The sequence below is a fragment of the Afipia sp. MLSD5-FHT05B12 genome (genome assembly GCF_058793355.1).
In genome coordinates, this window is the sequence record NZ_JBXAFS010000024.1 from 23,285 (window position 1) to 49,615 (window position 26,331).

The 26,331-nt window shown below is 63.1% G+C and carries 24 protein-coding genes and 1 pseudogene; 19 read left to right on the forward strand and 6 right to left on the reverse strand.

All coding sequences use genetic code 11. The annotated features are described in order from the left end of the window. Positions 1 to 166 precede the first annotated feature (166 nt). From AC1Q6J_RS20805 to AC1Q6J_RS20825, 5 genes are all read left to right on the forward strand, one after another. Entirely contained in the window at positions 167 to 2,218 is a 2,052-nt protein-coding gene (locus tag AC1Q6J_RS20805; RefSeq protein WP_492281051.1) for an elongation factor G, read from the forward strand. A gap of 167 nt (positions 2,219 to 2,385) precedes the next feature. Next, a complete protein-coding gene (locus AC1Q6J_RS20810; RefSeq protein ID WP_492281052.1) occupies positions 2,386 to 2,643 on the forward strand; it encodes a helix-turn-helix domain-containing protein in 258 nt (85 codons plus the stop codon). A gap of 205 nt (positions 2,644 to 2,848) precedes the next feature. Further along, positions 2,849 to 4,570 carry a SulP family inorganic anion transporter gene (locus tag AC1Q6J_RS20815; protein WP_492281053.1) on the forward strand — a complete coding sequence of 574 codons (1,722 nt, stop codon included), beginning with the start codon at positions 2,849 to 2,851 and terminating at the stop codon, positions 4,568 to 4,570. Between the two features lie 80 nt (positions 4,571 to 4,650). Continuing rightward, complete coding sequence (locus AC1Q6J_RS20820) at positions 4,651 to 5,481, forward strand: shikimate dehydrogenase (RefSeq protein ID WP_492281054.1); 831 nt, start codon at positions 4,651 to 4,653, stop codon at positions 5,479 to 5,481. Between the two features lie 81 nt (positions 5,482 to 5,562). Then, positions 5,563 to 5,868 carry a hypothetical protein gene (locus AC1Q6J_RS20825; RefSeq protein ID WP_492281055.1) on the forward strand — a complete coding sequence of 102 codons (306 nt, stop codon included), beginning with the start codon at positions 5,563 to 5,565 and terminating at the stop codon, positions 5,866 to 5,868. Positions 5,869 to 6,075: 207 nt separating this feature from the next. Here the strand turns inward: AC1Q6J_RS20825 and AC1Q6J_RS20830 are convergent, their stop codons facing one another. Beyond that, complete coding sequence (locus AC1Q6J_RS20830) at positions 6,076 to 7,233, reverse strand: alpha-hydroxy acid oxidase (protein WP_492281056.1); 1,158 nt, start codon at positions 7,231 to 7,233, stop codon at positions 6,076 to 6,078. Between the two features lie 336 nt (positions 7,234 to 7,569). Here AC1Q6J_RS20830 and AC1Q6J_RS20835 point away from each other — a divergent pair, with 336 nt between their 5' ends. From AC1Q6J_RS20835 to AC1Q6J_RS20885, 11 genes are all read left to right on the forward strand, one after another. Further along, positions 7,570 to 7,737 carry a hypothetical protein gene (locus AC1Q6J_RS20835; RefSeq protein ID WP_492281057.1) on the forward strand — a complete coding sequence of 56 codons (168 nt, stop codon included), beginning with the start codon at positions 7,570 to 7,572 and terminating at the stop codon, positions 7,735 to 7,737. 59 nt (positions 7,738 to 7,796) lie between these two features. Continuing rightward, the gene (locus tag AC1Q6J_RS20840; protein ID WP_492281058.1) at positions 7,797 to 7,973 is read left to right on the forward strand and encodes a hypothetical protein; all 177 of its coding nucleotides are present in this window, start codon (positions 7,797 to 7,799) and stop codon (positions 7,971 to 7,973) included. A 229-nt stretch (positions 7,974 to 8,202) separates the two neighbouring features. Further along, positions 8,203 to 9,552 carry a phosphoglucosamine mutase gene (glmM, locus tag AC1Q6J_RS20845; protein WP_492281059.1) on the forward strand — a complete coding sequence of 450 codons (1,350 nt, stop codon included), beginning with the start codon at positions 8,203 to 8,205 and terminating at the stop codon, positions 9,550 to 9,552. A gap of 294 nt (positions 9,553 to 9,846) precedes the next feature. Further along, positions 9,847 to 11,094, forward strand: a complete 1,248-nt coding sequence (locus tag AC1Q6J_RS20850; protein WP_492281060.1) for an MFS transporter — start codon at positions 9,847 to 9,849, stop codon at positions 11,092 to 11,094. A 352-nt stretch (positions 11,095 to 11,446) separates the two neighbouring features. Next, the gene (locus AC1Q6J_RS20855; RefSeq protein ID WP_492281061.1) at positions 11,447 to 12,271 is read left to right on the forward strand and encodes an outer membrane protein; all 825 of its coding nucleotides are present in this window, start codon (positions 11,447 to 11,449) and stop codon (positions 12,269 to 12,271) included. A gap of 157 nt (positions 12,272 to 12,428) precedes the next feature. After that, positions 12,429 to 13,256, forward strand: a complete 828-nt coding sequence (locus AC1Q6J_RS20860) for an outer membrane protein (protein ID WP_492281062.1) — start codon at positions 12,429 to 12,431, stop codon at positions 13,254 to 13,256. 114 nt (positions 13,257 to 13,370) lie between these two features. After that, positions 13,371 to 13,949, forward strand: a complete 579-nt coding sequence (locus AC1Q6J_RS20865; RefSeq protein WP_492281063.1) for a glutathione S-transferase family protein — start codon at positions 13,371 to 13,373, stop codon at positions 13,947 to 13,949. 161 nt (positions 13,950 to 14,110) lie between these two features. Beyond that, positions 14,111 to 14,737, forward strand: coding sequence for a flavin reductase family protein (locus AC1Q6J_RS20870; RefSeq protein ID WP_492281064.1), 627 nt, complete (start codon positions 14,111 to 14,113; stop codon positions 14,735 to 14,737). A 140-nt stretch (positions 14,738 to 14,877) separates the two neighbouring features. After that, positions 14,878 to 16,050 carry a phosphoserine transaminase gene (locus AC1Q6J_RS20875; RefSeq protein WP_492281065.1) on the forward strand — a complete coding sequence of 391 codons (1,173 nt, stop codon included), beginning with the start codon at positions 14,878 to 14,880 and terminating at the stop codon, positions 16,048 to 16,050. Positions 16,051 to 16,175: 125 nt separating this feature from the next. Then, the gene (gene serA / locus AC1Q6J_RS20880) at positions 16,176 to 17,765 is read left to right on the forward strand and encodes a phosphoglycerate dehydrogenase (RefSeq protein ID WP_492281066.1); all 1,590 of its coding nucleotides are present in this window, start codon (positions 16,176 to 16,178) and stop codon (positions 17,763 to 17,765) included. 215 nt (positions 17,766 to 17,980) lie between these two features. Continuing rightward, positions 17,981 to 19,669 (forward strand): methyl-accepting chemotaxis protein, encoded by a 1,689-nt coding sequence (locus AC1Q6J_RS20885; protein ID WP_492281067.1) that lies wholly within the window; start codon positions 17,981 to 17,983, stop codon positions 19,667 to 19,669. A 66-nt stretch (positions 19,670 to 19,735) separates the two neighbouring features. On the opposite strand, the gene AC1Q6J_RS20890 is transcribed toward AC1Q6J_RS20885, so the two are convergent. From AC1Q6J_RS20890 to AC1Q6J_RS20905, 4 genes are all read right to left on the reverse strand, one after another. Next, positions 19,736 to 20,032 carry a GIY-YIG nuclease family protein gene (locus AC1Q6J_RS20890; RefSeq protein WP_492281068.1) on the reverse strand — a complete coding sequence of 99 codons (297 nt, stop codon included), beginning with the start codon at positions 20,030 to 20,032 and terminating at the stop codon, positions 19,736 to 19,738. Between the two features lie 88 nt (positions 20,033 to 20,120). After that, positions 20,121 to 21,113 (reverse strand): Bug family tripartite tricarboxylate transporter substrate binding protein, encoded by a 993-nt coding sequence (locus tag AC1Q6J_RS20895; protein WP_492281069.1) that lies wholly within the window; start codon positions 21,111 to 21,113, stop codon positions 20,121 to 20,123. Positions 21,114 to 21,248: 135 nt separating this feature from the next. Further along, the gene (locus AC1Q6J_RS20900) at positions 21,249 to 22,196 is read right to left on the reverse strand and encodes a DMT family transporter (RefSeq protein WP_492281070.1); all 948 of its coding nucleotides are present in this window, start codon (positions 22,194 to 22,196) and stop codon (positions 21,249 to 21,251) included. Positions 22,197 to 22,507: 311 nt separating this feature from the next. Further along, on the reverse strand, positions 22,508 to 22,969 hold the full coding sequence (locus tag AC1Q6J_RS20905; protein WP_492281071.1) for an ester cyclase: 462 nt from the start codon (positions 22,967 to 22,969) through the stop codon (positions 22,508 to 22,510). A gap of 50 nt (positions 22,970 to 23,019) precedes the next feature. On the opposite strand from AC1Q6J_RS20905, the gene AC1Q6J_RS20910 reads away from it, so the two are divergent. After that, a complete protein-coding gene (locus AC1Q6J_RS20910) occupies positions 23,020 to 23,508 on the forward strand; it encodes a MarR family winged helix-turn-helix transcriptional regulator (protein WP_492281072.1) in 489 nt (162 codons plus the stop codon). A gap of 19 nt (positions 23,509 to 23,527) precedes the next feature. Here the strand turns inward: AC1Q6J_RS20910 and AC1Q6J_RS20915 are convergent, their stop codons facing one another. Next, on the reverse strand, positions 23,528 to 24,457 hold the full coding sequence (locus tag AC1Q6J_RS20915) for a DMT family transporter (RefSeq protein ID WP_492281073.1): 930 nt from the start codon (positions 24,455 to 24,457) through the stop codon (positions 23,528 to 23,530). Positions 24,458 to 24,678: 221 nt separating this feature from the next. Between AC1Q6J_RS20915 and AC1Q6J_RS20920 the strand changes: the two genes are divergently transcribed. Beyond that, on the forward strand, positions 24,679 to 25,971 hold the full coding sequence (locus AC1Q6J_RS20920) for an adenylosuccinate synthase (RefSeq protein WP_492281074.1): 1,293 nt from the start codon (positions 24,679 to 24,681) through the stop codon (positions 25,969 to 25,971). A 91-nt stretch (positions 25,972 to 26,062) separates the two neighbouring features. Beyond that, positions 26,063 to 26,331: pseudogene (locus AC1Q6J_RS20925) on the forward strand (hypothetical protein); the annotation flags it as partial.

Genomic DNA, 26,331 nt, shown 5'->3' on the forward strand with positions numbered 1-26,331 from the left:
TCCTTGAGACGATCACATCGCCGACCCGCATGAGCGCATTCAGCAGAAGTGGGATTGGCGCGAGCGGAATGCGCGCAACATGAAGTAAGAGTGTTCCGGCGGCGACCGGATTGCACTTCGCCGGAACTCGCTCGATGCGGGCCGTGCTCCAGACAGGAGGCGGCAAATGGGACAAGACAACCTGAGAAGTCCCCATGGTCCCCGGTGCATCGCGCTGGTGGGCCCATTCCAGAGTGGCAAGACCACGTTACTTGAAGCGATCCTGGCCCGGACCGGGGCCATTCCCAAAGCAGGCACCGTTGAAGCATGCACCACCGTCGGGGATCAGTCTCCGGAGGCGCGTAACCACCGCATGAGCGTCGGACTGACAGCCGCCACCACCACCTTCATGGGCGACAGCTACACCTTTATCGACTGTCCGGGCTCCGTCGAATTCGCGCACGACATGCGTGGGGCGCTGCCGGCTGTCGATGCCGCCGTCATCGTGTGCGAGGCCGACGAGCGCAAACTGCCGCAATTGCAGATCATCATGCGCGAACTCGAAGATCTCGGGATTCCGCGCTTCCTGTTTCTCAACAAGATCGACAAGGCGAACAAGCGCGTCCGCGAAACGCTGGCGACATTGCAGCCGGCGTCGCGCACGCCGCTGGTGCTGCGGCAGATTCCGATCTGGAAGGGCGATCTCATCGCAGGTTTCGTCGATCTCGCGCTGGAGCGCGCCTTCGTCTATCGCGAACACATGCCGTCCGAGGTGATCGGCCTCGAGGCCGGCGACCTCGACCGCGAGAAGGAAGCCCGGCTCACCATGCTGGAGAAGCTCGCCGATCATGACGACCGGCTGCTCGAGCAGTTGCTTGAGGACATTCCGCCGCCGCGCGACGCGGTGTTCGACGATCTCGCCAGCGAATTGCGCGAAGGCCAGATCTGTCCGGTGCTGCTCGGCTGCGCGACGCGCGAGAACGGTGTGCTGCGGCTGATGAAGGCGCTGCGCCACGAAGCCCCCAATGTCACGGCGACCGCGAAGCGCCTCGGCGTTGACGATGAGAAGACGGGGCTCGCCTACGTCATGAAGACCACGCATCTTCAGCATGGCGGCAAGCTGTCGCTGGCCCGCATCCTGCGCGGGCACATCGCCGACGGCGACACCGTGCAGTCGTCAAGCGGCGGCAGCGGGCGGGTCTCGGGTATAGCCGTGCCGAATGGAGGCGCGGACGGCAAGCGTGCGTCGGCGGCTGCCGGCGAGACGGTTTCGCTCGGCAAGCTCGATCCGGTCCATACCGGCGAGACGCTGACGACGGGCAAGACCACGCCCGCCGCGCTGGCCGATGTCGCGGCGACGCCGCCCGTTCTGGCGACGGCATTGTCCGCGCTGGATCGCAAGGACGACGTCAAGCTGGGGCAGGCGCTGACGCGTCTGGTCGAGGAAGATCCGTCGCTGAGCGTGGTCCACAATCCTCTCACGCACGAGATGGTGCTGTGGGGACAGGGCGAGATGCATCTGCGCGTCGCGGTCGAACGGTTGAAGGACCGCTTTGGCGTCACCGTGAAGCAGCACGCGCCGCCGGTCGGCTATCAGGAGACCATCCGCAAGACCATCACCCAGCGCGGGCGGCACAAGAAACAGTCCGGCGGCCACGGCCAGTTCGGCGACGTGGTGCTCGACATCAAGCCGTTGCCGCGCGGCAGCGGCGTGGTGTTCCGTGAAAAGATCGTCGGCGGCGCCGTGCCGAAGAACTATATCGGCGCGGTGGAAGAGGGCGTCGGCGACGGCATGTCGCGCGGGCCGCTCGGATTTCCGGTGATCGATCTCGAAGTGACGCTGACCGACGGCTCGTATCACAGCGTCGACTCGTCCGATCAGGCGTTCCGCACGGCGGCGCGTATCGGCGTCACTGAAGCATTGCCGCAATGCGCGCCGGTGTTGCTGGAGCCGATCCATGTGGTCGAGATCGTCTGTCCGACCGACGCGACCGCGAAAATCAACTCCATCCTGTCGGGGCGGCGCGGCCAGATTCTCGGCTTCGACACCCGCGAAGGCTGGACCGGCTGGGATAGGGTGCGGGCGATGATGCCCGAAGCCGAGATCGGTGATCTGATCGTGGAGTTGCGTTCGGCGACAGCCGGGGCTGGCGGCTTTACCCGGCAGTTCGATCATATGTCCGAAGTGACCGGCCGGGCGGCGGAGCAGATCATCGCCGCGCATCGGGCCGCCGCATAGGCAAGCACTCGCCAGCAGGTCCTTCGCTCCAGGGTGAGGGGGAGATTTGCCGGCGGTATCGCCCTGTCGCATAAATTTGAACAGGACAAACGGCCCTAGTGATGTATAATACATCATTAGGGCCGTTTTTTACTTGCATACTGGTCTCTCAACATGGAATTTTGGTATTGATTACGTCATCGCAGATGCGGGCCGCGCGGGCACTTCTCGGCATCGACCAGAAGACTCTCGCGGAATTGTCAGGTGTGTCGCTTCCGACCATCCAGCGGATGGAAGCCAGCGGCGGCAACGTGCGCGGCATCGTGGATTCGCTGACCAAGGTCGTCGACGCGCTGAACCGCGCGGGTGTCGACCTGATCGGCGACAACATCAGAAGCGAGGGCGGGGGCCGGGGCGTGCGATTCAGGGAATCGCCCCGGAACTAGTGGAGTGGATCTGACATTCGCGCCTCCGCCGGCCGCGTATACGCCGCGCGAACGTCAAATCCAGAACTCCGCCAGAACTTATATTTGCGAATGGTCCTTCGATTCCAGCATTCGCAAAAATGCCTGCCGCGGCGGGATGCGAATGCTGGAATCGGACCACTCGAAAGCCGGCGGCGCGCCGGCGTGAGACGCAGGCGCAGAACACATGGACGCATTGAGTACACGGTCGAGGCAGCGGCAGCCGACATTCGCGGAACTGTACACGCCGAAATTCGTCACGGTCCTGCGCGAAGGTTACGGCCTCGATGTGTTTCGCGCCGATGTGGTCGCGGGCCTGACCGTCGCCATCGTCGCGCTGCCGCTGTCGATGGCCATCGCGATCGCCTCCGGCACCACGCCTGACCGCGGACTCTACGCCGCGATTTTCGGCGGCTTCCTGGTTTCGCTGCTTGGCGGCAGCCGGTTTCAGATCGGCGGCCCCGCCGGGGCATTCATCGTACTCGTCGCGGCATCGGTGACGCGTCACGGAATCGATGGCGTGCTGCTGGCGACGATGATCGCCGGGCTGATCCTGATCGCCGCCGGGTTCCTGCGGCTCGGCACTTACATCAAGTTCATTCCCTATCCGGTGACGGTGGGTTTCACCGCCGGAATCGCGGTCATCATTTTCGCCAGCCAGATCCGCGATCTGCTCGGCCTTACGCTGGCCGGCAAGGAGCCAGGTGAACTCATTCCAAAACTGGAAGTGCTTGGCCAGGCCATCGGTACCACGAATGTCGCGGCGGTGGCGATCTCGGTCGCGACTATCGCCATCATCGTGGGGCTGCGCAGGCTGCGCCCGGCATGGCCCGGCATGCTGATCGCGGTCGTCGTGACCGGCGTTGCGGCCGCGCTGCTGTCGCTGCCGGTGGAAACCATCGGCACGCGCTTTGGCGGCATTCCGCAGGCGTTTCCGGCTCCGTCGTTTCCCGCCGTCACGCTGGCGAAGATTCAGGCCGTGCTGCCCGACGCGATGGCTTTCGCGCTGCTCGGGGCCATCGAGTCGCTGTTGTCCGCCGTCGTCGCCGACGGCATGACCGGCCGCCGCCATCGCTCCAATTCCGAGCTGGTTGCGCAGGGCTTCGCCAATATCGGCTCGGCTGTTTTCGGCGGCATCTGCGTCACCGGCACCATCGCGCGCACTGCCACCAACGTCCGCGCCGGCGCACGCGGGCCGGTTGCCGGCATGCTGCATTCGGTGTTCCTGCTGGCGTTCATGCTGCTGGCCGCGCCCTGGGCGAGCTACATTCCGCTGGCGACGCTGGCAGGCGTACTCGCCGTTGTGGCATGGAACATGGCGGAGAAGCATGAGTTCGCGACACTCATTCGCTCATCGTGGGGCGATGCCGTCGTGCTGCTGGCGACGTTCCTGCTTACTGTGTTCCGCGATCTCACCGAAGGCATCGTGGTCGGCTTCGCGCTCGGCTCGTTGCTGTTCATCCACCGCATGTCGCAGATCACCGGCATTGACACCTACGCGCCGCTCACCGTCGACGACAAGGCCGACACGTCGAACGGCGACCGCGAGCGCTACGATCCCACCCTGGCTGCGGACCGCGACATCATGGTCTATCGCATCAGCGGCGCGTTCTTCTTCGGCGCGGTGGCTGCCGTGGCGTCGGTGCTTGATCGCCTGGCCGGCTTCAAGGCGCTGGTGATCGACTTCAAGGCGGTGCCGCTGCTGGACTCCACCGCGGCGAATGCCATCGCGCAGATCGCGGCCAAGGCGCGGCGTCACGGCGTGCGGGTGTTCATCACCGGCGCATCGCCAAATGTACGGCGAACGCTGCTGTCCTACGGCGCGCGGCCGCCGCAGGCGAAATACCGCTCGGACATCGCGAGTGCCGTCGCCGAGATCAAGCGATTGACAGCACCGGACGGCGCGTGATTTGACCAATCGGCATGCGAGATGATCCCGTATCCGGGATCAAATGCGTATGCGGGTTGATCGAACTGGAGCCCTGTTTCGTGAGTGTTACTCCCGCCGCATGTCTGATCGGCTGGCCGGCGGCGCATTCGCGCTCGCCGCTGATCCACAAATACTGGCTGAAATCCTTCGGCATCGACGGCGACTATCGCATCGAGGCAGTGGAGCCGGCGGCGTTCGCGGACTTTATCGGAAATCTTGCGGCGCGCGGCTACAAGGGCGCCAACGTCACCATTCCGCACAAGGAAAAGGCGCTCGCGCTCTCGATGCCCGATGCGCGCGCGCGCGCGGTGGGTGCGGCCAACACGCTCTACTTCAACGGCAGTGAACTGCATTCGACCAACACCGATGTCGAGGGCTTCATCGGCAATCTCGACGCCAGCGCGCCAGGCTGGGACCGCACGGAGGACGTGCTGGTGCTCGGCGCGGGCGGATCGGCGCGCGCGGTGATCTTCGGATTGATCGAGCGTGGCATCAGGCGCGTGCATCTTGCCAACCGCACCGCGTCGCGCGCGCAGTTGCTCGCAGATCAGTTCGGCGCGCGGGTGCAGCCGCTGGCATGGGAGCGGGCCGGCGATGTGCTGCCGCGCGCGGGGCTGCTGGTGAACACCACATCGCTCGGCATGAAGGGCCAGCCGCCGCTCGATATGAACGTCGGCGCGCTCCCGGCAGGCGCGGCCGTCGCCGATCTGGTTTATGTGCCGCTTGAAACCGGGTTGCTGAAAGCGGCGAAGGCGCGCGGCCTGAAAACCGCCGACGGTCTTGGCATGCTGCTGCATCAGGCCGTGCGCGGATTTGAATTGTGGTTCGGCAAGCGTCCCACCGTGACGCCGGAGCTGCGCGCGCTGGTCGAGGCCGATCTCATGAAGTAGTTGCTTGCAACAAACACAAATGCCGTCCCCCGCGAAGGCAGGGACGGCCTGAAATCCATTCAGAGCAATACAGGAATCGAAGTGAACAGGACCGGAAAATTCGTCGTGCTCGCCGCGCTCGTGCTGGTGATCTACAGCGCCACCACCGTTTATCAGGGCGCGCAGGGCTTCAGCCCGGCGTTCATCGAGGACGTCAAGAAGCGCATGCAGGATGACTTTGCTGCGAAGAACATCACTGTCACGGAAATCAACATGCTGCGCCGTGGTCCTCGGGAACTTGCCGGTGTCGTGAAGCTGAAGACGCCGGGCTCGAACGACATCCAGCAGAAGAGCTGCACGGCGGCCATGGCCGAGGACAAGGTGACGACGTCCTGGAGCTGTCAGTAGGGCTGGGCTTCTTCCCTCTCCCCTTGTGGGAGAGGGTGGCGAAATCGAGCGAAGCGAGATGAGCCGGGTGAGGGGTGCGCTTTAACGAGAGAGCCCGAAACCCCTCACCCGCCCTCGCTTTGCTCGGGCACCCTCTCCCACAAGGGGAGAGGGGAAGAAAGAGGCCACACGTTGACTGCAAACGCCCGCCTCAATTCCGCGGGCTGCTCACGCGTTGGTCTGTGTGTGGTCCGTCAGCACGCGGCGATCGATCTCGCCGATCCGGTTGATGCCGGTGAGGCCCATGGTCGTGCTCAGTTCCTTGCCGATCAGATCCAGCGCCAGCTCCACGCCCGCCTGCCCGCCCGCGCCGAGGCCGTAGATATAGGCGCGGCCGATCATGCAGGACTTCGCGCCGAGCGCGAGCGCGCGCATCACGTCCTGTCCCGAGCGGATGCCGCCGTCGAACATGATCTCGGTTTGCGAGCCGACATCCTGCACGATCTCCGGCAGCACCGAAATGGACGACGGTGCGCCGTCGAGCTGGCGGCCGCCATGGTTCGACACCACGATGGCTTCCGCGCCGGTCTTCACCGCCTCACGCGCATCGACCACATCGAGAATGCCCTTGATGATGAGCTTGCCGGGCCAGATCGAGCGGATCCACTCGACGTCCTTCCAGTTCAGCGACTGGTCGAACTGCGAGGCGACCCATTCTGATGTGGAGCCGAGATCGCCTGCGCCCTTCACATGGCCGGTGATGTTGCCGAAATTCCGGCTTTTCCCTTTGAGCATACCCAAGACCCAAGCCGGCTTGGTCGCGAAGTCGATGAGATTTCTCAGCGTCACCAGCTTTGGCGGCACCGACAGGCCGTTCTTGACGTCGGCATGACGCTGTCCCAACACCTGAAGATCGACGGTGAGTACCAGCGCGCTGCATTTCGCGGCGATGGCGCGTTCGATCAGCGATTTCGCGAAGCCGCGGTCCTTCATCACATAGAGCTGAAACCAGAATGGCTTGTCGGTATTCGCGGCAACGTCTTCGATCGAGCAGATCGACATGGTCGAAAGTGTGTAGGGAATACCCACCTTCTGCGCAGCACGGCATGCGTAGATCTCGCCGTCCTGATGCTGAAGTCCGCCCGAGCCGATCGGCGCGAGGATCAGCGGCATCGCCGCCGGTTCGCCGAGAATGGCCGTGTTGAGCTGCCGCTTTGAGATGTCGACGAGGATGCGCTGGCGGAATTTGAACTTTTGCATGTCGCTGATGTTGGCGCGCAGGGTTTCTTCCGCATAGGACCCGCCGTCCACGTAATCGAAAAATGGCTTCGGCACGCGGCGCTTGTGAATCTGCCGCAGGTCCTCGATGCAGGTAATGTTCTTCATGGACGCATCCTCGGGTCATTGAATTTTCTAGTGTGGTGGTTCGCACGTCCGCATCATTTCTACAGCGCGTTCTTTTGCGGACGTGCGAACCAAAACCACACTAGAACACTATAACTTCCAGTGTCCTTTTGAATCCGAAGTTCGCCATGTGCGCGCTGCAAAATGAAGCGAACTTCGGATTCAGGACACTGGCGCGTATTCCGCAAAAGTGGGCACCGGTTTTGCGACCAGAATACGCGCATTTAAAATGGGGCATTTTCTTGCGAAAATGCCCTCGGACGATCATCTATCATGGTTGAGGCGCACGCAAATAGCCGCTGCGCCGCGGAGAGGCTCATGAGCAAGAAAACCTCCAGCCCCAAATCAGCTAAATCGGCCAAAGAGGCGGAATCCGAAAAGCGCAAACTGGACGAAGAACTGAACGAAGCGCTTGAAGAGACCTTTCCCGCCTCCGATCCGGTCGAACTGACCCAGCCGGACCAGCATGTCGAGCCAGAGAACTAGCGTCCGGAACAGGCGGCGTTCCCGCACGTTATCCCTGCGAACCCACGCAGGAGCACATCATGGCTGAGGCCGGCACCAAGCCGAAAAAACCCAACAGGCCGAAAGACCCTGAAAAAAAGAAGCTCGACGACGAACTCGAGACGGGGCTGGAAGAATCATTTCCGGGCTCCGATCCGGTCAGCGTGACCCAGCCGTCGCCGTCGAGGTTTGATGAGGACAGCAGGCGGAAAGGCTGACGCCCCGGGCGGATTCCGGCAAGGTGCCCGGTTTCCGAATAATATCTTTATGAATCAAATAGATAAAAGCCGCCGCCGGTTCCGGGCGGCGGTAATGATTCATCATATTATTTGAAGAAATCCCGGCTCCAGAGGCTTTATAACGGCCTTTCCGCTAGAATGGGGCGTTCGCCAGAGCCAACAGGTACTTTCGAAGCCTGGCCAGAGACTCGGCGGAACAGGGGAATTCATGGTGCGCAAATATTTCGGGACCGACGGTATCCGCGGTCGTGCCAACAGCCTGATCACGCCGGAACTGGCGCTCAAGGTCGGGCAGGCGGCCGGGCTGGTGTTTCAGCGCGGCGACCATCGCCATCGCGTGGTGATCGGCAAGGACACCCGGCTGTCCGGTTACATGATTGAAAACGCCATGGTGGCGGGCTTCACCTCGGTGGGCATGGACGTGCTGTTGCTTGGCCCGATGCCGACGCCGGCGGTCGCCATGCTGACCAAGTCGATGCGCGCCGATCTCGGTGTGATGATCTCGGCCTCGCACAACCTGTTCGACGACAACGGCATCAAGCTGTTCGGCCCCGCCGGATTCAAGCTGTCCGACGACGTCGAGGCGCAGATCGAACTGCTGATGGGCGAGAACCTCGACAAGCGCCTTGCGCAGAGCGCCAGTCTCGGGCGTGCCCGCCGTATCGACGGCGTGCATGATCGCTACATCGAATTCGCCAAGCGCACGCTGCCGCGCGATCTCAGCCTCGACGGTCTTCGCGTCGTGGTCGATTGCGCCAATGGCGCGGCCTACAAGGTGGTGCCGGAAGCGCTGTGGGAGCTGGGCGCGGACGTCATCGCCATCGGCGTCGAGCCGGATGGCTTCAACATCAACAAGGATTGCGGTTCGACCTCGCCGGAAGCGCTGTCGCGCAAGGTGCGCGAGATGCGCGCCGATATCGGCATCGCGCTCGATGGCGACGCCGATCGTGTCATCATCACCGACGAACGCGGCCACGTGGTCGATGGCGATCAGCTTCTCGCGGTGATCGCGCAGAGCTGGAAGGACGACGGGCGGCTGGCGAAGCCCGGCATCGTCGCCACCGTGATGTCCAATCTCGGCCTCGAGCGTTATCTGAAACAGCAGGGCATCGAACTGCTGCGCACGCCGGTCGGCGACCGCTACGTACTCGAGCAGATGCAGAAGGGCGGCTACAATCTCGGCGGCGAGCCGTCGGGTCACATCATCATGTCCGACTTCGCAACCACCGGCGACGGCTTCGTCGCGGCGTTGCAGGTTCTCGCGGTGGTGCAGCGCCTCGGCCGTCCGGTCTCGGAAGTCTGCCATCGCTTCGAGCCGATGCCGCAGATTCTCAAGAACGTGCGCTACCGCGCCGGCAAGCCGCTCGACAATCCGGGCGTGAAATCGGCGATCGTCGATGCGGAGAAACGCCTGAACGGCAGCGGCCGGCTGCTGATCCGCCCGTCGGGGACCGAGCCGGTCATCCGCGTGATGGGCGAGGGCGACAACCGCGACCTGGTCGAGGAGGCCGTGGACATGATCGTCTCGGCTCTCGGCACGGCATCGGCTGCGGCTTAAAATCTCCGGTCGTCCCCGCGAAAGCGGGGACCCATATGGTACGTTGCCGCGTCATCCTGAGGTGCGAGCCGCGTTTGCGGCGAGCCTCGAAGGATGCGTGGCGGTCGAATGCCGACTTTCGCCGCCACCCTTCGAGGCTCGCAAGTGCTCGCACCTCAGGGTCCGGGGTGCTGTTACCTCTCCCCGCAAGGAGATGCCAATCCGGCACATCAGCCATGGTCAATCGCGACTGGTGGGGTCGCCGCTGAATTTGTATGCCACACCCATTCGCTGTGACATTTGCCGGAAGCTGCCGTGAACAAGCCCGTTATCCTGTCGGAAGATACCCTCGTTGCGCCCATCGTCGTGGATGCGCCGCGGACGCCGCCTGTCGCGACAGGCCCGGCCTTCGCCGTCATCGGCGCCATCAGCTTCTCGCATCTTCTCAACGACCTGATGCAGTCGCTGATCCCGTCGGTCTATCCGATCCTGAAGGACAACTACGCACTCGACTTTGGCCAGATCGGCATGATCACCCTGGCCTTCATGTTCACGTCGTCGCTGTTGCAGCCGTTCGTCGGCGCCTACACCGACAAGTATCCGAAGCCGTTCTCGCTCGCGCTCGGCATGGGCTTCACCTTCGCGGGGCTGATCCTGCTCAGCGTGGCTAATCATTACTGGGTCATCCTGCTGGCGGCCGGTCTGGTCGGCACCGGCTCGGCGGTGTTCCATCCGGAATCCTCGCGCATCGCGCGGATGGCGTCGGGTGGCCGCGTCGGCTTCGCGCAATCGGTGTTTCAGGTCGGCGGCAATGTCGGCACCGCGATAGGCCCCGTGCTCGCGGCGCTGATCATCGTGCCGTTCGGGCAGGGCAGCATCGCATGGTTCTCGCTGGTGGCGGCGCTCGCCATCGCCGTGCTGTGGCAGATCGGCCGCTGGTACAAGCCGCGCGTCGCGCAGCGCAAGAGCGCTCACACATCCTTGCCGGAAGACGGGCCGTCGTCGGCGCGCACTATGGTCGCGCTCGGCGTTTTGATGGTGCTGCTGTTCTCGAAGACGTTCTACACCGCGAGCATCTCAAGCTATTACACGTTCTTCCTGATGCAGAAATTCGGCGTCACGACGCAGGCATCGCAGATCTATCTGTTCCTGTTTTTGGGGGCGAGCGCGGTCGGCGTGTTCTTCGGCGGCCCGCTCGGTGACCGCTTCGGCCGCAAGTACGTGATCTGGTTTTCGATCATCGGCGCGCTGCCGTTCACGCTGGCGCTGCCCTACGTCGATCTTTATTGGAACGCGGTGCTGAGCATCATCATCGGCTTCATCATTTCGTCGGCGACGCCTGCGATCATCGTCTACGCGCAGGAGCTGATGCCGCATCGTCTCGGCATGATCTCGGGACTGTTCTACGGCATGACGTTCGGCTTCGGCGGCATCGGCGCCGCCGTACTCGGCCAGCTCGCGGACTGGAAGGACATTACGTTCGTCTATCAGGTCTGCGCATTGCTGCCGGCCATCGGCCTGCTCGCGGTCTTCCTGCCGCAGATCAAGCGCCACAAGCTCTGACAAAATGGGACGTCATTCCGGACGGACCGCGAAGCGGGCCGATCCGGAATCCAGATGTGCGAGACAATGGATTCCGGGTTCGCTCGTCTCACTCGCGCCCCGGAATGACGCTGGCGTAATTCGGTCGACGCCATCCCGTCAGTATCCCTGACTTATCTCTCAACACATCATTAGGATTTGTGGCGCGCGATACGTCGCGCGTTATGTAAACATTTACCGTCTCGCTTAAGCCGGATTAAAAATCACGGTTAAGAATTAGGGTTAAGTGCCGCTTAAGCATTTGGTGCCATCGTCCGCCTGTGAGTTTTGTGTGTGAGGCCGCGTTGCCTCACCGGACGAAAGGACCGGACCAATGCGTACTCTCAAGAACCTGATTGCCGCAGGAGCGGCGTCATTGATTTCCTCGGCCGCGCTCGCGGCTGACCTGCCGCCACCGCCGCCCATGTATGTCCCGCCTCCGGTCGAGGACTTCGGCGGCTGGTATCTGCGCGGCGACATCGGCTTCAGCAATCAGCAGGTCAAGCGCCTCGACAATGCGCTCTACTACACGCCCGGAACGACCGTGCAGAACACCGGCCTCGGCTTCGACAGCGCAGGCATCTTCGGCCTCGGCGTCGGCTATCGTTTCAACAACTGGTTCCGCGCCGACGTCACGGGTGAGTATCGCGGCAAGTCGAACTTCCACGGCGCCGACATCGTGTCGTTCAACGGCGTGCCGACAAGCACCAACACCTACACCGGCAGCAAGTCCGAGTGGCTGGTTCTGGCGAACGTCTATGCAGACCTCGGCACCTGGTGGTGCATCACGCCGTTCGTTGGCGTCGGTATCGGCGGCTCCGCCAACACCATCTCGGGCTTCACGGATACCGGCCAACCCGCCCCAAGCCTCGCGTTCGGTCCGACCGCGACCAAATGGAATTTCGCGTGGGCCGTTCACGCCGGTCTTGCCTATAAGATCAATCCAAGCCTGACCATGGAACTGGCGTATCGCTACGTCGATCTTGGCGATGGCATCACCGGCGACATGTACGCCTTCGATGGCACCAACAACGTCTACAACCCGATGCACTTCAAGAACATCACGTCGCACGACCTGAAGTTCGGCGTGCGTTGGGCAATCGATCCGGTGCCGGCTTACGCTCCGCCGATGCTGCCTCCGCTGATCCGCAAGGGCTGATCGGATTTCTTCTCTCTTCGTCTCTCCTGCCAAACTTCAACGGCGCGGATTTTTCCGCGCCGTTTTTCTTTTGCGCGACAAGCGCGGCGATAACGAATGATTAGGGTTAACGCGGCATGATCGAACGTAGTTAAGCGTTTATGACGGGAGTTTTGTGATGCGTCGGATCGTGTTGGCAGTGATGATGGCGGCAGCCGTGCAGGGTGCGCAGGCCGCCGACTATCCCGAAGATCTGCCGGTCCTGCGCGGAATGCTCCGCGAGAGCCCGCGCTACGTCAGATGGCAGGGCTTCTACGTCGGCGGCCAGGTCGGCTACGGCGCGTCCGACATGAACTTCACCGGCTCGAACAAGGCGATGACCGAGCGGCTGCTCGCCAACACCATCATCGAGAACGAGATGCAGGTGTCGCAGTGGCCGCTGTTTATCGGCAAGGCATCGGAAAAGCGGTCTGTGTTCGGCGGATTCCTCGGTTACAATTCCCAATGGGGCGATGTCGTGCTCGGCGTCGAGGCCAGCTACATCCATGCCAAGTTCAACGGAAATTCGACGGCCTCGGCCTCGCGCATTTCCGGTGCCGCGTTGAGTGACGGCAATTTCCATGTCGCCAGCGCGACCTCCACTGGAGCGATGGAAATCACCGACATGGGTACGATCCGTGGCCGCGCCGGTTACGTTTACGGAAACTTCCTGCCATATCTGTTCGGCGGCGTCGCGCTTGGCAACGCCAATATCACGCGCTCCGTCACGGTTTCGGATCGCTGGGGTCTCACCCAGGCCGATGCGCTGGCGGCCGCGCCAGTCACGCTTAGTGCGAAGGATACCCAGGGTAACCATCTGCTCGTCGGCTATTCGGCGGGCGCCGGCGTCGACATGATGCTGTTCGGCAATATCTTCGCGCGCGCCGAATACGAGTATGTCCGCTTCTCGGGTTCGATCGACACCAATGTCAGCACCGTGCGCGGCGGTCTCGGCTACAAGTTCTGATCGCGCCGCCCCCTGAAATTTTCTTTTGCGGCCCCTGTCGTTGACAGGGGCCGTTTTGCCTGTTGGGCTATCCTCCGGTTCAGGGAGGCAGCAGCCATCGGGAAGGGCGCGGTCATGAAGGTCTATGGCGATCTGAAATCCGGCAATTGCCTGAAAGTGAAGTGGGTGTGCGACAAGCTTTCGCGCCGTTACACCTGGGTCGATGTCGACACCATGAAAAATGAAAGCCGCACGCCCGAGTTTCTCAAACTGAGCGGGGCGGGGCAGGTGCCGGTACTCGAACTCGACGACGGCCGCACGCTGGCGCAGTCCAATGCCATCATCCGCTATCTGGCACGGGGCACCGACCTGATCCCCGCGGAAGCGTTCCTGTCGGCGAAGATGGATGAATGGCTGTTCTGGGAGCAGTACAGCCACGAGCCGTATATCGCCGTCTGCCGGTTTCAGATGGTTTATCTCGGCAAGTCGCTGGGCGATCTCGATCCGGAAAAGGTGAAGCGGGGTTACGCCGCGCTGGCGCTGATGGAGCACCAGCTTCAGAAAACAAAGTTCTTTGTCGATGATGTGTTCTCGCTCGCCGATGTGGCGCTGCTGGCCTACACCCGCGCGGCCCACGAGGGCGGCTTTCATCTCGACGGCTACGACGCGGTCAAGCGCTGGATCGGCGAGTCGGAGAAGCGGTTGGGGCTCTAGGGAAAAGCGTCGCAGACCCCCCATGCAAAGTGTGAAGCCGGGCTTCGCGGCGTTGTAAGTTCTAAAAAAGCATTTAGTGTCCCCTCCGCATGACTTGCGAACTGCAAGTCGATTGAGAGCGCAGCGGCGTTGCCTGTCACGGCTTCGCGCGAGGGGGATTCATGCAATTCGATTTTGAAGCGATGAAGCCGGGCGAGCGTTACAAGCTGCTGCTGGCCACCGTGCTGCCGCGGCCGATCGCATGGATCACCACGCATGACAGCAACGGCGCCGTGAACGCCGCGCCGTTCTCGTTCTTCAATGTGTTCGGGTCCGATCCGGCAACGGTCGGGATCGGGATCGGCAGCAAGGGACTCGGCGAGCCGAAGGACACCCGTGCCAATATCCGCGCCAACGAACAGTTTGTGGTCAATCTCGTGCCCTATAGTCTCGCGCAGCAGATGCGGATCACGTCGATCGCATTTCCGAAGGGCGTCGAGGAGCCGGCCGAGGCTGACCTGAAACTCGTTCCGTCTGAGAAGGTCGCTGTGCCGCGGATCGCGGCGTCGCCGGTCTCGATGGAATGCACGTTCATGCAGGAGGTCGTGCTCGGCGGATTCAGCCTGGTGCTCGGCCGCATCCTGATGGTCCATGTGCAGGATCATGCGGTGATCGATGCCGCACGGCAGTATGTTGACGCGGATAAACTCGATCTGATCGGGCGCATGGAAGGCGGCTGGTACACCCGCACGACGCAGCGTTTCGAGATGCCCAATATCCCGCTGGAGGAATGGCGCAAACCTGCCTGATCGGGCTGGGGCGGGCGTCTGCATCCCAGCTTTGTGATTTTCGTCCAGCGATGTTCCTTGACGAAATCCCAAACCTTCCATATTGACGGCGGCGGGACACCTCCCCCCAACGGGAGGCTAGCTATCTGGAAGGATAGATTATGACTGTAGCGAAGCCCGGCTCAAAGCCGAACGTGCCGCATTTTTCCTCCGGCCCCTGCGCCAAGCGCCCCGGCTGGACCCCCCAAAATCTCAAGGACGCAGCCCTCGGCCGTTCGCATCGCGCGAAGACCGGCAAGGCCAAACTCAAGCTCGCGATCGATCTGACGCGCGAAGTGCTTGAGGTGCCAGCCGATTACAGGATCGGCATTGTGCCTGCGTCCGATACCGGCGCCGTTGAAATGGCGCTGTGGTCGCTGCTCGGGCCGCGCCCGGTCACCACCATCGCATGGGAATCCTTCGGCGAAGGCTGGGTCGGCGATATCGTCAAGGAATTGAAGCTCAAGGACGTGGTCAAGCTCCACGCCGGTTATGGCGAGATTCCCGATCTGTCGAAGGCCGACAAGAACTCGGACATCGTCTTCACCTGGAACGGCACCACGTCCGGCGTGCGCGTGCCGAATGCCGACTGGATCAGGGCCGACCGCGAAGGCCTGACCATCTGCGACGCCACCTCCGCCGCGTTCGCGCAGCCGCTCGACTGGCCGAAGCTCGATGTCGTGACCTTCTCCTGGCAGAAGGCGCTGGGCGGTGAGGCCGCGCATGGCATGCTGATCCTGTCGCCGCGTGCCGTCGCACGGCTCGAGAGCTATACGCCGCCGTGGCCGCTGCCGAAAATCTTCCGCATGACCAAGGGCGGCAAGCTCAATGAAGGCATCTTTGTCGGCGAAACCATCAACACGCCGTCGATGCTTTGCGTCGAGGACTATCTCGATGCGCTGAACTGGGCGAAGTCGGTTGGCGGTCTCAAGGCGCTGATCGCGCGTGCCGACGCCAACACCAAGGTGCTGGCCGACTGGAAGGCGAAGACGCCGTGGGTCGACTTCCTTGCCGCCGATCCCGCGATCCGCTCCAACACCTCGGTATGCCTGAAGGTGATCGATCCGGCGATCACGGCGCTCTCCGCCGACGCGCAGGCTGACTTCGCCAAGAAGCTCGTGGCTGCGGTTGAGAAGGAAGGCGCCGGTTACGACTTCGCGCACTACCGCGATGCCCCTGCGGGTCTTCGCATCTGGTGCGGCGCGACGGTTGAGGCCAAGGACGTCGCGATCCTGACGCAGTGGATCGACTGGGCGTTCGCCGAGACCAAGGCTTCGCTCGCCAAGGCGGCTTAACTCGTCATTCCGGGGCGCGCGAAGCGCGAACCCGGAATCCAATCACAAATCACATAAACCTCGTCTGGATTCCGGGTTCGCTCGCAAAGGCTCGCGCCCCGGAATGACGAAGATGGATCAACATCATGACCAAACCCAAAGTTCTTATTTCCGATGCGCTGTCCCCTGCCGCCGTGCAGATCTTCAAGGATCGCGGCGTCGAGGTCGATTTCCAGCCGGATCTCGGCAAGGACAAGGACAAGCTCGCCGAGATCATCGGTAACTATGACGGCCTCGCCATCCGCTCCGCCACCAAGGCGACCGCGAAGATTCTGGAGAAGGCCAAGAACCTCAAGGTCATCGGCCGCGCCGGCATCGGCGTCGACAACGTCGAGATCCCCGCCGCCACGGCGAAGGGCATCATCGTGATGAACACGCCGTTCGGCAATTCGATCACCACCGCCGAGCATGCCATTACGCTGATGCTGGCGCTGGCCCGCGAAATTCCCGCCGCCGACGCCTCGACCCAGGCCGGCAAGTGGGAGAAGAACCGCTTCATGGGCGTTGAAATCACCGGCAAGACGCTCGGGATCATCGGCGCGGGCAACATCGGTTCGATCGTCGCCGACCGTGCGCTCGGCCTGCGCATGAAGGTGATCGCGTTCGATCCGTTCCTGTCGCCGGAGCGCGCCAAGGACATCGGCATCGAGAAGGTCGAGCTTGAGGATCTGTTCAAGCGCGCCGACTTCATCACGCTGCATACTCCGCTCACCGACAAGACCAAGAACATCATCGACGCGGTCTCGATCGCCAAGATGAAGAAGGGCGTGCGCATCATCAACTGCGCGCGCGGCGGTCTGGTGGACGAAGCGGCGCTGGTCGATGCCCTGAATTCCAAGCAGGTCGCGGGCGCGGCCTTCGACGTGTTCGTGGAAGAGCCGGCCAAGAGCAACGTGCTGTTCGGCCATCCCAATGTCATCTGCACGCCGCATCTCGGCGCCTCCACCACGGAAGCGCAGGAAAATGTCGCGTTGCAGGTCGCCGAGCAGATGTCGGATTACCTTTTGACCGGGGCGATCTCCAACGCCGTCAACTTCCCCTCGATCACCGCGGAAGAAGCGCCGAAGCTGAAGCCGTTCATCGAACTCGCCGAAAAGCTCGGCTCGTTCGCCGGCCAGCTCACCGAAACCGGCATCGCCAAGGTCACGATCACTTATGAAGGCGTGGTCGCGGACATGAAGATCAAGGCGCTGACCTCGGCGGCGCTGACCGGCATGCTGCGGCCGATGCTGGGCGACGTCAACGTCGTCTCCGCGCCGGTGGTGGCGAAGGAGCGCGGCATGGTGGTGGATGAGGTGACCCGTGCGGCGCGGAGCGACTATGAGAGCCTGATTACGGTGACGGTGACGACCGAGCGGCAGGAGCGTTCGGTGTCCGGAACGGTCTATCATGACGGCAAGCCGCGCCTGGTCGACATCAAGGGCATCCGGGTCGATGCCGAGTTCGGCAAGTCGATGATCTACATCACCAACGAGGACAAGCCGGGTTTCATCGGCAAGTTCGCCTCGCTGCTCGGCGATGCCAAGATCAACATCGCGACCTTCCATCTTGGCCGCAACGAGCAGGGCGGCGACGCCATCGCGCTGGTCGAGGTCGACGGCGCGGTGCCGGCCGATGTTCTCGCCAAGGTGGCGGCGCTGCCGCAGGTCAAGCAGGCCAAGGTGTTGACGTTCTAGAGCGCGAGGGACGTCTGTCATTCTCGCCGTTCCGGCCTTCGCCGGGACGGCTCTGAAAATCAGATTTCGAATCACGGGCCGGAGTTTCTCCGGCCCGTTTTGTTTTCCGGCGAGCCGGAGCCGCGAGGGCGCTTGGGTAACCAACCCGAAAGGAAGTTTCGATAATTGATTGAGACGAAACCGTGCAGAAGCGCGGCCCGCCCCGGAGTCTCATCGTGAAATTTCTGAACAACCTGCCCATCGCCGCCAAGCTCGGTATCTTGGTCGGTGTGACCCTGCTTGGCCTCAGCGCAGCGGGCCTCTACTCCGCCTTCATGATGCAACGGGAAATGGTGAGTGCGCGCGAGGCGCAGACTCATGCGCTGGTGGAAACCGCGCGCAACATGGCGATCGGGCTGCAAAAGCAGGTTGAAGCCGGGAAGATGACCAAGGATGCGGCGATCGCGGAATTCGGCCGCAGCGCCCGGACGCTGACGTATGACAACGGCAGCGGTTACATGTTCGCCTACACCATGGACGGCGTCACCGTGGCGACCCCGGACCTGAAGCAGATCGGCAGCAACCGCCTCGAAGTCGAAACCAACGGCCGCAAGCTGGCGCGCGAACTGCGCGACGGTGTCGCCGCCAAGGGCGAGGTGACGCTGCGCTACGAATACATGAAGCCGGGCGAGGACAAGCCGATCCGCAAGCTGTCCTATGCGGTCGGCATTCCCGGCTGGAACATGTTCGTTGGCACCGGCGTGTATCTCGATGATCTCGATGCCAAGCTGATGCCGATCATCATGGCGCTGGTTGTGGCTACTCTCATGATCGGCGCGGTCTCCGGCGCGATTGCCTGGATGATCGGCCGCAGCATCACCCGTCCGCTCAGCCAGCTCGGCGCGCGCATGCAGTCGCTGGCCGACGGCCAGCTTGAGGAGAGCATCCCCGGCAGCGATCGCCGCGACGAAATCGGCGCGATGGCTGCGACGGTGCAGGTCTTCAAGGACAACGCGGTGCGCATCCGCGGTCTCGAAAAGGTCGAAGCGGAAGCCCAGCAGCGCGCCGCGGAAGAGCGGAAGGCGGTCATGAACAGCATCGCCAGCAACTTCGAGAGCAGCGTCAACGGTATCGTCCGCTCGGTGGCGACATCGGCGGCCGGCATGCAGTCGACGGCGGAATCCATGACCGCGTCGGCGCGGGATGCCAGCGCACGCGCAGCCACCGTGGGTTCGGCGTCCGAACGGGCATCGAGTAACGTCGGTACGGTCGCGGCGGCGGCGGAAGAGCTGTCGAGCTCGGTCGCCGAGATCGCCCGCCAGGTCAACCAGTCGAACGAGATCGCCAGCAAGGCGGTCAGCGACGCCGAGCGCACCAACGCGACGGTGCAGGTTCTCTCCAGCGGCGCCGAGAAGATCGGCGAGGTGGTGCAGCTCATTCACTCGATCGCGGCGCAGACCAACTTGCTCGCTCTGAACGCGACCATCGAGGCCGCGCGCGCCGGCGAGGCGGGCCGCGGCTTCGCCGTGGTGGCGTCCGAGGTCAAGGCGCTGGCCAACCAGACCGCCAAGGCCACCGAGGAAATCTCGGCCCAGGTCGCGGCGATGCAGGCGACCACCAGCGACGCCGTGGTGTCGATCGGCGGCATCACCGAGACGATCGCGCGGATGAGCGAGATCACGATGAACATCTCCAGCGCCGTCGAAGAGCAGGGCGCCGCGACCCGCGAGATCGCGCGCAACATCCAGTCGGTGGCGGCGGGATCGACCGAGATCAGCGATCACATCGGCGGCGTCAGCGCGGCCGCGGCTGCGACCGGCACGGCGGCGACGGATGTTCTCTCCAGCGCCCGCGATCTCGACCAGCAGTCGGGCATGCTGCGTTCGGCGGTGGAGGAATTCCTCGGCAAGGTGCGGGCGGCGTAACGCTCGCTGTGCGGAATATCGCTACATGCAGGGTGTCGTCCCCGCGAAAGCGGGGACCCACGCTTCCTAGGAAATTCCGGAGACGGCGAAGTCAGACAGGTCTCGCCATTCCGGATTGTCCTTTTCAATGAGCTCGATTTTCCAGGCCCTGTTCCATTTCTTGAGCTGCTTCTCCCGTAGGATTGCATCTGAAGGCCTGTCGTAGCTTTCAACATGCACCAGACGACTAATGCTGTAGCGCCGCGCGAATTCCGATCCGTGGCCACCCTTATGCTGAGATAGCCGCAAGGCAAGATTATTTTTGATGCCGATGTAAAGCGTGCCATTGGGCCGGCTCGCGAGAATGTAGACGTGGTACGTCACACCCATCTTCCGTCATCATGAGCTTGCTTCGAGCAATGGGTCCCCGCTTTCGCGGGGACGACATCGTGGGTTGCTCGAGGATCAGCACTCACTGCTTCTCGATCTTGGCTTCCCGGATCAGCTTTTCCCACACCACGAGCTGCTCTTTCAGGAACTTGTCGAAACTCTCCGGCGTGCCGGAGAACGCTTCCATGCCGCGGCCGGCCAGTTCCTTCTGCATGTCGGGCCGCTCGATGACCTTGCGGATCTCCGCATTCAGCTTTGTCACGATATCCTTCGGCACGTTGGCCGGGCCGAGATAGCCCTGCCAGGAGGTGATATCGAAACCCTTGACGCCGGCTTCGTCCATGGTGGGCAGGTTCGGCAGCAGCGCGGAGCGCTTGATCGTCGTCACCGCCAGCGCCTTCAGCGCCTTGCCGTTGACGTGGGGCAGACCCGTCGGAACGTCGATGAACATCATGGACACCCGGCCGGCGATCACGTCGGTCAGCGCCGGCGGTGAGCTCTTGTAGGGAACGTGAAGCAGATCGAGGCCCGCAAGGGTGGCGAAGGTCGCGCCGGACACGATCGCCGACGAACTGCCGCTGGCGTAGGAGTACTTGCCGGGGTCCTTCTTCGCGAGCGCGACCAGTTCGGCGACCGAATTGGCCGGGATCTCCGGATTGATGACCAGCATGAACGGCAGGTCGCCGGTGCGCGCGACCGGCGTGAAATCCTTGATCGGATCGTAGGTCATGTTCTTCAGCAGATACGGATTGGCCGAATGCGACGTATTGGTCGTGACGAAAATCGTGTAGCCGTCCGGCTCGGAGCGGGCGACGTAGCTCGCCGCGATCGATCCGTTGGCGCCCGGCTTGTTCTCGATCACGATGTTGGTGCCGAGCCCGACGGCGAGTTCTTTCGAGATCAGGCGGGTCGTGCTGTCGGTGCCGCTGCCCGCCGCGAACGGAAGCACCAGCGTGATGTTCTTGCCCGGTGCGGGCCAGGCCGTCTGGGCGGCCGATGGTCCGGCAGCCAGAATGCCGGCCGCGATGGCGAGCGCCAAGGTCATTGGCGATATCGTCGATTTCAGAAAATTCATTGATGGTGTCTCCGCCCTGATCTTTTTTTACGTTGCGGTCGTCAGGCCACCGAAGCGGTGACCTGCGCCGTTCGCTTGGCGCGTATGAGCGCCTCAGGGAGAGACTGCGCGAAGTCGCGGCGAAAATCCACTCCACTAGGAAGCGGGACGTTTCCCGGCCGATCCGCGCCGCGATGCGGTGATAACGCCCGCCAGTACAAGCAGGTAGCCGACCAGATGGAACAGCTCCGGCTTCTCGCCGAGCAGTACGATCGCCATCGCCGAACCGAACACCGGCACCAGATGGAAGAACGGCGCGGCCCGGTTGGGCCCGATCAGTTCGATGCCGCGGTTGAAGAAGATGTAGGCCAGTGTCGAGGGAAAGATCACGACAAAGACGACGGTGGCGGCCGTCAGCGTATCGAGCGTCAGCCTGTCGCCGATCGAGACTTCCCATCCCACCAGCGGCACCAGCATCAGCGCTCCGGCTCCGGTGGTGAACGCGATCAGCGAGAGCGGATTGATCTTCGGGCGTTTCGTCATGAGAGCGGAGTACAGTCCGAACACGAACAGTGCGCCGGCGAAACTGATGTCACCGGCGTTGACCTGGATCGCCGCCAGTGCGGCAAGATCTCCGCGCAGAACGATGACGAGTACGCCGAGCAGCGAGACGAGGATGCCGGCGGCCTGCATCCATGACAGCCGCACGTCGAACAGCACCAGCGCCCACAGCGCCACGAACAGTGGTCCCGACGACTGGATCAGCAGCGCGTTCAGCGCCTGGGTGTGTTGCAGTCCCCAGTAGGACAGCGCGTTGTTGAGGGCGAAGCCGGTCAGCGCCAGAACCAGCAGCAGCGGCATGTGCCGGCGCATCGTCGGCCAGTCGCGTTGCAGATGGGGCCACGCGAAAGGGCCTACGACGAGGAATGTTCCGGCCCAGCGCAGGAATGTCAGTGTGAACGGCGGAACGTGGCCGGCGACGTAGCGCCCGAGCACGATATTGGCGGCCCAGAACAGCGCCATCAGACTGAGCAGCAGGTAGGGCTGGTTCGCCAGCCGTGAGGCAAGCGAAGACTGGCGCAAGGGCGGATCGGCGACGGTCATGGGTCTTTGGGAAAGAGGATGCATCAGGTTGTGGGGATATTTGGCACCCTTCACAACCGCCAATCCCGGATTGCTCCGTTGCGCTACGCGGGCATCGCGCTTGTTTTACCTCTCCCCGTTTTACGGGGAGAGGTCGGCATGCCATCAGCGCGTTTACGCGCGTCTTCGACGCGCTATGGCATGTCGGGTGAGGGGCTATTGCAGCAGGTAGCGAAGCGAGCCCCTCACCCCAACCCTCTCCCCGCAAGCGGGGAGAGGGAGCAAATCGCAATTTTGACGAGGCTTCAGCGAAGGTCGACGCTTCTTGGGCGTCATGCCGCTATCGTGCTGTAAGGCAGGCTGACGATGTCGGGCACCACATCGCTGCCGATCTGGCGAAGCAGCGAAGCGAGATCGTAATGGAAGCGCTCGCTGGTCATCAGTCCGTCGCGAAAGCCGACGACCACCACGAAGCGTTGCAATATCTCACGCCCGCTCGCGGCGATTCCGAGAAAATCCCCGACATGACGGCCGCTCCATGTCGCTTCCGCGATGAACGTGTTGTCGTCCGGCCAGCCCGCGGATTGATCCGCCGACCGTTTCACCGTCACGTCGAAGGTCGTCCACCATTGCCGGTAATGATCCGCCGCGCCGCCGTGCCCGCGCCACACCTGCCCCGTCGCGTGATCCTGGAAGACGCAGTCCGGATGAAGGGTTGCGAGCGTGCCCTCGAGATCCTGCGCGTTCTCGGCTTCGAGATGCTGCTGGAGAAGTCTGACATGCCGGCCGTTCATGTTGTGCTCCGTATAATATTCGAGTACTGATATGTTGTAAGAGGTCTGATATGATTCGCAAGAGCCTGAAACCACATTCCGCGCAGGTTCCGCAGATCGGCGAAGCGATGCGCGGCGAAGAGGGGCATCTGCCCTACCTGCTGTCGCAGGCTCAGGCCGCGATGCGCCTGGCGCTGGAGCGGGCGCTGGCCGACCTCGGCGTGACGCCGCCGCAGTTTTCGATCCTGACCATGATCGATTCCTATCCGGGCCTGTCCGGCGCCGATCTCGCCCGGCTGACCATGCTGACACCGCAGACCATCAACCTGATCGTCAAGAATCTCGAGCGGGATGGTTTGATCGAAAAGTCGCCCGATGCTGTGCATGGCCGGATTCTCCGGTTGCAGACCACGGCTGCGGGACATGGATTGCGGATGAAGTGCCGCGAGCGCGCTGGCCGGGTCGAGAAGCGGGTGAGCGCGGGTCTCACCGCATCCGACGAAAAGGCCGTCAGGCGGTGGCTTGTGCAATTGGCGAAGGATATGCGTCCGGCCGCATGAGCCGGATCGGCCGGATGATTTACGCGCTCGCGCGCCGGGCGCTTTTCCGCGCGGCGATAACGACGCCGGTCAGCACCAGCGCGTAGCCGGCGAGATGGTACAGGTGCGGCCGCTCGCCGAGGAAGGCGATGGCGAGCACCGATCCGAACACCGGGATCAGATGGAAGAACGGCGCGGCGCGGTTGGCGCCAATCAGCTCGACGCCGCGGTTGAAGAACAGGTAGGCGAGGATCGATGGGAAGATCGCGACATAGGCCAGCGTGAGTGCGTTGTTCACGCTCAGCGCCGGATGATGACCGCTCAGGGCTTCCACGATCACGGCGGGAATCAGCAGCAGGGTGCCATAACCCGACGTGAAGGCGACGAAGGCGAGCGGATGAATGGCCGGGCGTTTCATCGCCAGCACGGAGTAGATTCCGAACACGACCATCCCGAGAGTGACGAGCAGATCGCCCCTGTTCAGATGAATCGCGGTCAGTATTTCCGGCTGGCCGCGCGACAGGATGGTGAGAACGCCCAGCAGCGAAATGCCGATGCCGATGGTCTGCGGCCAGGTAAGCCGGATGCCGAGCAGAATGAGCGACCACAGCGCCACGAACAGAGGCCCCGAGGACTGAATCAGAAGCGCGTTCAGCGCCTGCGTCGATTGCAGGCCGAGATAGGCGATGGCGTTATATCCGGCGAGGCCGGTGAGGGAGAGCAGCGTGAGCAGCGGCAGGTGCTTGCGGATCATCGGCCAGTCAGCCCGCAGATGAGGCCAGGCGAATGGCAGAACGATCAGGCAGGCGCAGCCCCAGCGCAGGAAGGAGAGCGCCATTGGCGGAAAATCCGCGGCGATGAAGCGGCCCAGCACGATGTTGCCGGCCCAGAACAGCGGGGCCAGCGACAGCAGCAGATATGGCCTGTTCATGAGCCAGGATGTCGCGGATCGCAGGGCGGGATCGTTCATGTCAGTGACGGATTATGGGCTTTGCAAGGAAGGCCGGGACTGGCGGGAATTATTTGGGGATATCAATGATTTGCGCCCTATCCTGCATGGGCGTCAACTGCCGTTGGCGCTTGCGTCCCATGCGCGCATCCGTTATCCGGTGACATGCCTCGCAAGCGCTACCCTGGCTGCAAGGCGCTGGGTTTCCAGCGAATTTGCGGGTTGCGGGAGATTGTCTGGAAATGGCTAATGTTGTCGTCGTCGGCGCCCAGTGGGGCGACGAAGGAAAGGGCAAGATCGTCGACTGGCTGTCGGAGCAGGCGGACATCGTCGTTCGCTTTCAGGGCGGCCACAATGCCGGCCATACGCTCGTCATCAATGGAAACACCTACAAGCTCGCGCTGCTTCCCTCGGGCGTGCTGCGGCCCTCGAAGCTGTCGGTGATCGGCAATGGCGTGGTGTTCGACGCGCAGGCGTTCCTGACCGAACTCGACAAGCTGCAAGGGCAGGGCGTGAAGATCTCGCCCGACAATCTGCGCGTCGCCGAGAACGTCACGCTGATCCTGCCGCTGCATCGCGAACTCGATGCGGTGCGCGAGAACGCCAGCAAGGCCAACGCCATCGGCACCACCCAGCGCGGCATCGGCCCGGCCTATGAGGACAAGGTCGGCCGCCGCGCGATCCGGCTGATGGATCTCGCCGATCCGCAGACGCTGCCGCACAAGATCGATCGTCTGCTGGCGCATCACAACGCCCTGCGCCGCGGCCTCAATCTGCCGGAGATCGACGGCGCGGACATTTTGAAAGAGCTGACGGCGATCGCGCCGCGCGTGCTGCCGTTCGCGGACTCGGTGTGGAATCTGCTCGATCACAAGCGCCGCGAGGGCAAGCGCATCCTGTTCGAGGGCGCGCAGGGCGCGCTGCTCGACGTCGATCACGGCACCTATCCCTACGTCACCTCGTCCAACACCGTGGCGGCGCAGGCCGCGACCGGCACCGGCATGGGCCCGAGTTCGGTCGGCTATGTGCTCGGCATCTGCAAGGCCTACACCACGCGCGTCGGACAGGGGCCGTTCCCCACCGAGCTGACCGACGAGATCGGCGAACTGATCGGCCAGCGCGGCAAGGAGTTCGGCGTCAACACCGGGCGCAAGCGGCGCTGCGGCTGGTTCGACGCCGTGCTGGTGCGGCAGACCGCGCGGACCTGCGGTATCCACGGCCTCGCGCTGACCAAGCTCGATATCCTCGACGGCTTCGACGAGATCCAGGTCTGCGTCGGCTACAAGCTCGACGGCAAGGAGATCGACCATCTGCCCGCGGGCGAGGGCGCGCAGGCGCGGGTCGAGCCGATCTATGAGACCATCGAAGGCTGGAAGGAGCCGACGGCCAATGCCCGGTCGTGGGCGGATCTGCCGGCGCAGGCCATCAAATATGTGCGGCGGGTCGAGGAACTGGTCGGCTGCCCGATCGCGCTGCTTTCCACCAGCCCGGAACGCGAGGATACTATCCTCGTGCAAAACCCATTCGAGGCCTGAGCAGGAGACGGAAAGGCGGCGACGTTTTTCCGGGGATGTGACGATATTTTAAGTAACAGGATGGCGTTAGAATCCTGCAAACTGGATCAGAATGGCTGATTACTACCCGCTCATAGCCCGCGCCATCGCCGGACTGGACCCCAGTGCCCCCGGCGAGCAACGGCGCGCGCTCTATGAGCGGGCGCGGACGGCGCTGATTTCCCAGTTGCGCGGCGTGCAGCCTGCCTTGAGCGAAGCCGAAATCACGCGCGAGCGCCTGGCGCTCGAGGACGCGGTGCGCCGGGTCGAGGCCGATGCGGTTCGCCGCGCCGCCGCGCATCAGGCCGCCTCTGGCGATGCACCACCGCCCGAGCGCCCCGC

What these genes read in the sequence shown, in the direction of transcription:
- AC1Q6J_RS20855 (WP_492281061.1), top strand. Translation starts at nt 11,447, where the DNA reads ATGCGTACTCTCAAGAACCTGATTGCCGCAGGAGCGGCGTCATTGATT.
- AC1Q6J_RS20895 (WP_492281069.1), bottom strand. Translation starts at nt 21,113, where the DNA reads ATGAATTTTCTGAAATCGACGATATCGCCAATGACCTTGGCGCTCGCC.
- serA (WP_492281066.1), top strand. Translation starts at nt 16,176, where the DNA reads ATGACCAAACCCAAAGTTCTTATTTCCGATGCGCTGTCCCCTGCCGCC.
- AC1Q6J_RS20870 (WP_492281064.1), top strand. Translation starts at nt 14,111, where the DNA reads ATGCAATTCGATTTTGAAGCGATGAAGCCGGGCGAGCGTTACAAGCTG.
- AC1Q6J_RS20910 (WP_492281072.1), top strand. Translation starts at nt 23,020, where the DNA reads ATGATTCGCAAGAGCCTGAAACCACATTCCGCGCAGGTTCCGCAGATC.
- AC1Q6J_RS20860 (WP_492281062.1), top strand. Translation starts at nt 12,429, where the DNA reads ATGCGTCGGATCGTGTTGGCAGTGATGATGGCGGCAGCCGTGCAGGGT.
- AC1Q6J_RS20915 (WP_492281073.1), bottom strand. Translation starts at nt 24,457, where the DNA reads ATGAACGATCCCGCCCTGCGATCCGCGACATCCTGGCTCATGAACAGG.
- AC1Q6J_RS20875 (WP_492281065.1), top strand. Translation starts at nt 14,878, where the DNA reads ATGACTGTAGCGAAGCCCGGCTCAAAGCCGAACGTGCCGCATTTTTCC.
- AC1Q6J_RS20900 (WP_492281070.1), bottom strand. Translation starts at nt 22,196, where the DNA reads ATGACCGTCGCCGATCCGCCCTTGCGCCAGTCTTCGCTTGCCTCACGG.
- AC1Q6J_RS20865 (WP_492281063.1), top strand. Translation starts at nt 13,371, where the DNA reads ATGAAGGTCTATGGCGATCTGAAATCCGGCAATTGCCTGAAAGTGAAG.
- AC1Q6J_RS20905 (WP_492281071.1), bottom strand. Translation starts at nt 22,969, where the DNA reads ATGAACGGCCGGCATGTCAGACTTCTCCAGCAGCATCTCGAAGCCGAG.
- AC1Q6J_RS20815 (WP_492281053.1), top strand. Translation starts at nt 2,849, where the DNA reads ATGGACGCATTGAGTACACGGTCGAGGCAGCGGCAGCCGACATTCGCG.
- glmM (WP_492281059.1), top strand. Translation starts at nt 8,203, where the DNA reads ATGGTGCGCAAATATTTCGGGACCGACGGTATCCGCGGTCGTGCCAAC.
- AC1Q6J_RS20840 (WP_492281058.1), top strand. Translation starts at nt 7,797, where the DNA reads ATGGCTGAGGCCGGCACCAAGCCGAAAAAACCCAACAGGCCGAAAGAC.
- AC1Q6J_RS20830 (WP_492281056.1), bottom strand. Translation starts at nt 7,233, where the DNA reads ATGAAGAACATTACCTGCATCGAGGACCTGCGGCAGATTCACAAGCGC.
- AC1Q6J_RS20920 (WP_492281074.1), top strand. Translation starts at nt 24,679, where the DNA reads ATGGCTAATGTTGTCGTCGTCGGCGCCCAGTGGGGCGACGAAGGAAAG.
- AC1Q6J_RS20835 (WP_492281057.1), top strand. Translation starts at nt 7,570, where the DNA reads ATGAGCAAGAAAACCTCCAGCCCCAAATCAGCTAAATCGGCCAAAGAG.
- AC1Q6J_RS20805 (WP_492281051.1), top strand. Translation starts at nt 167, where the DNA reads ATGGGACAAGACAACCTGAGAAGTCCCCATGGTCCCCGGTGCATCGCG.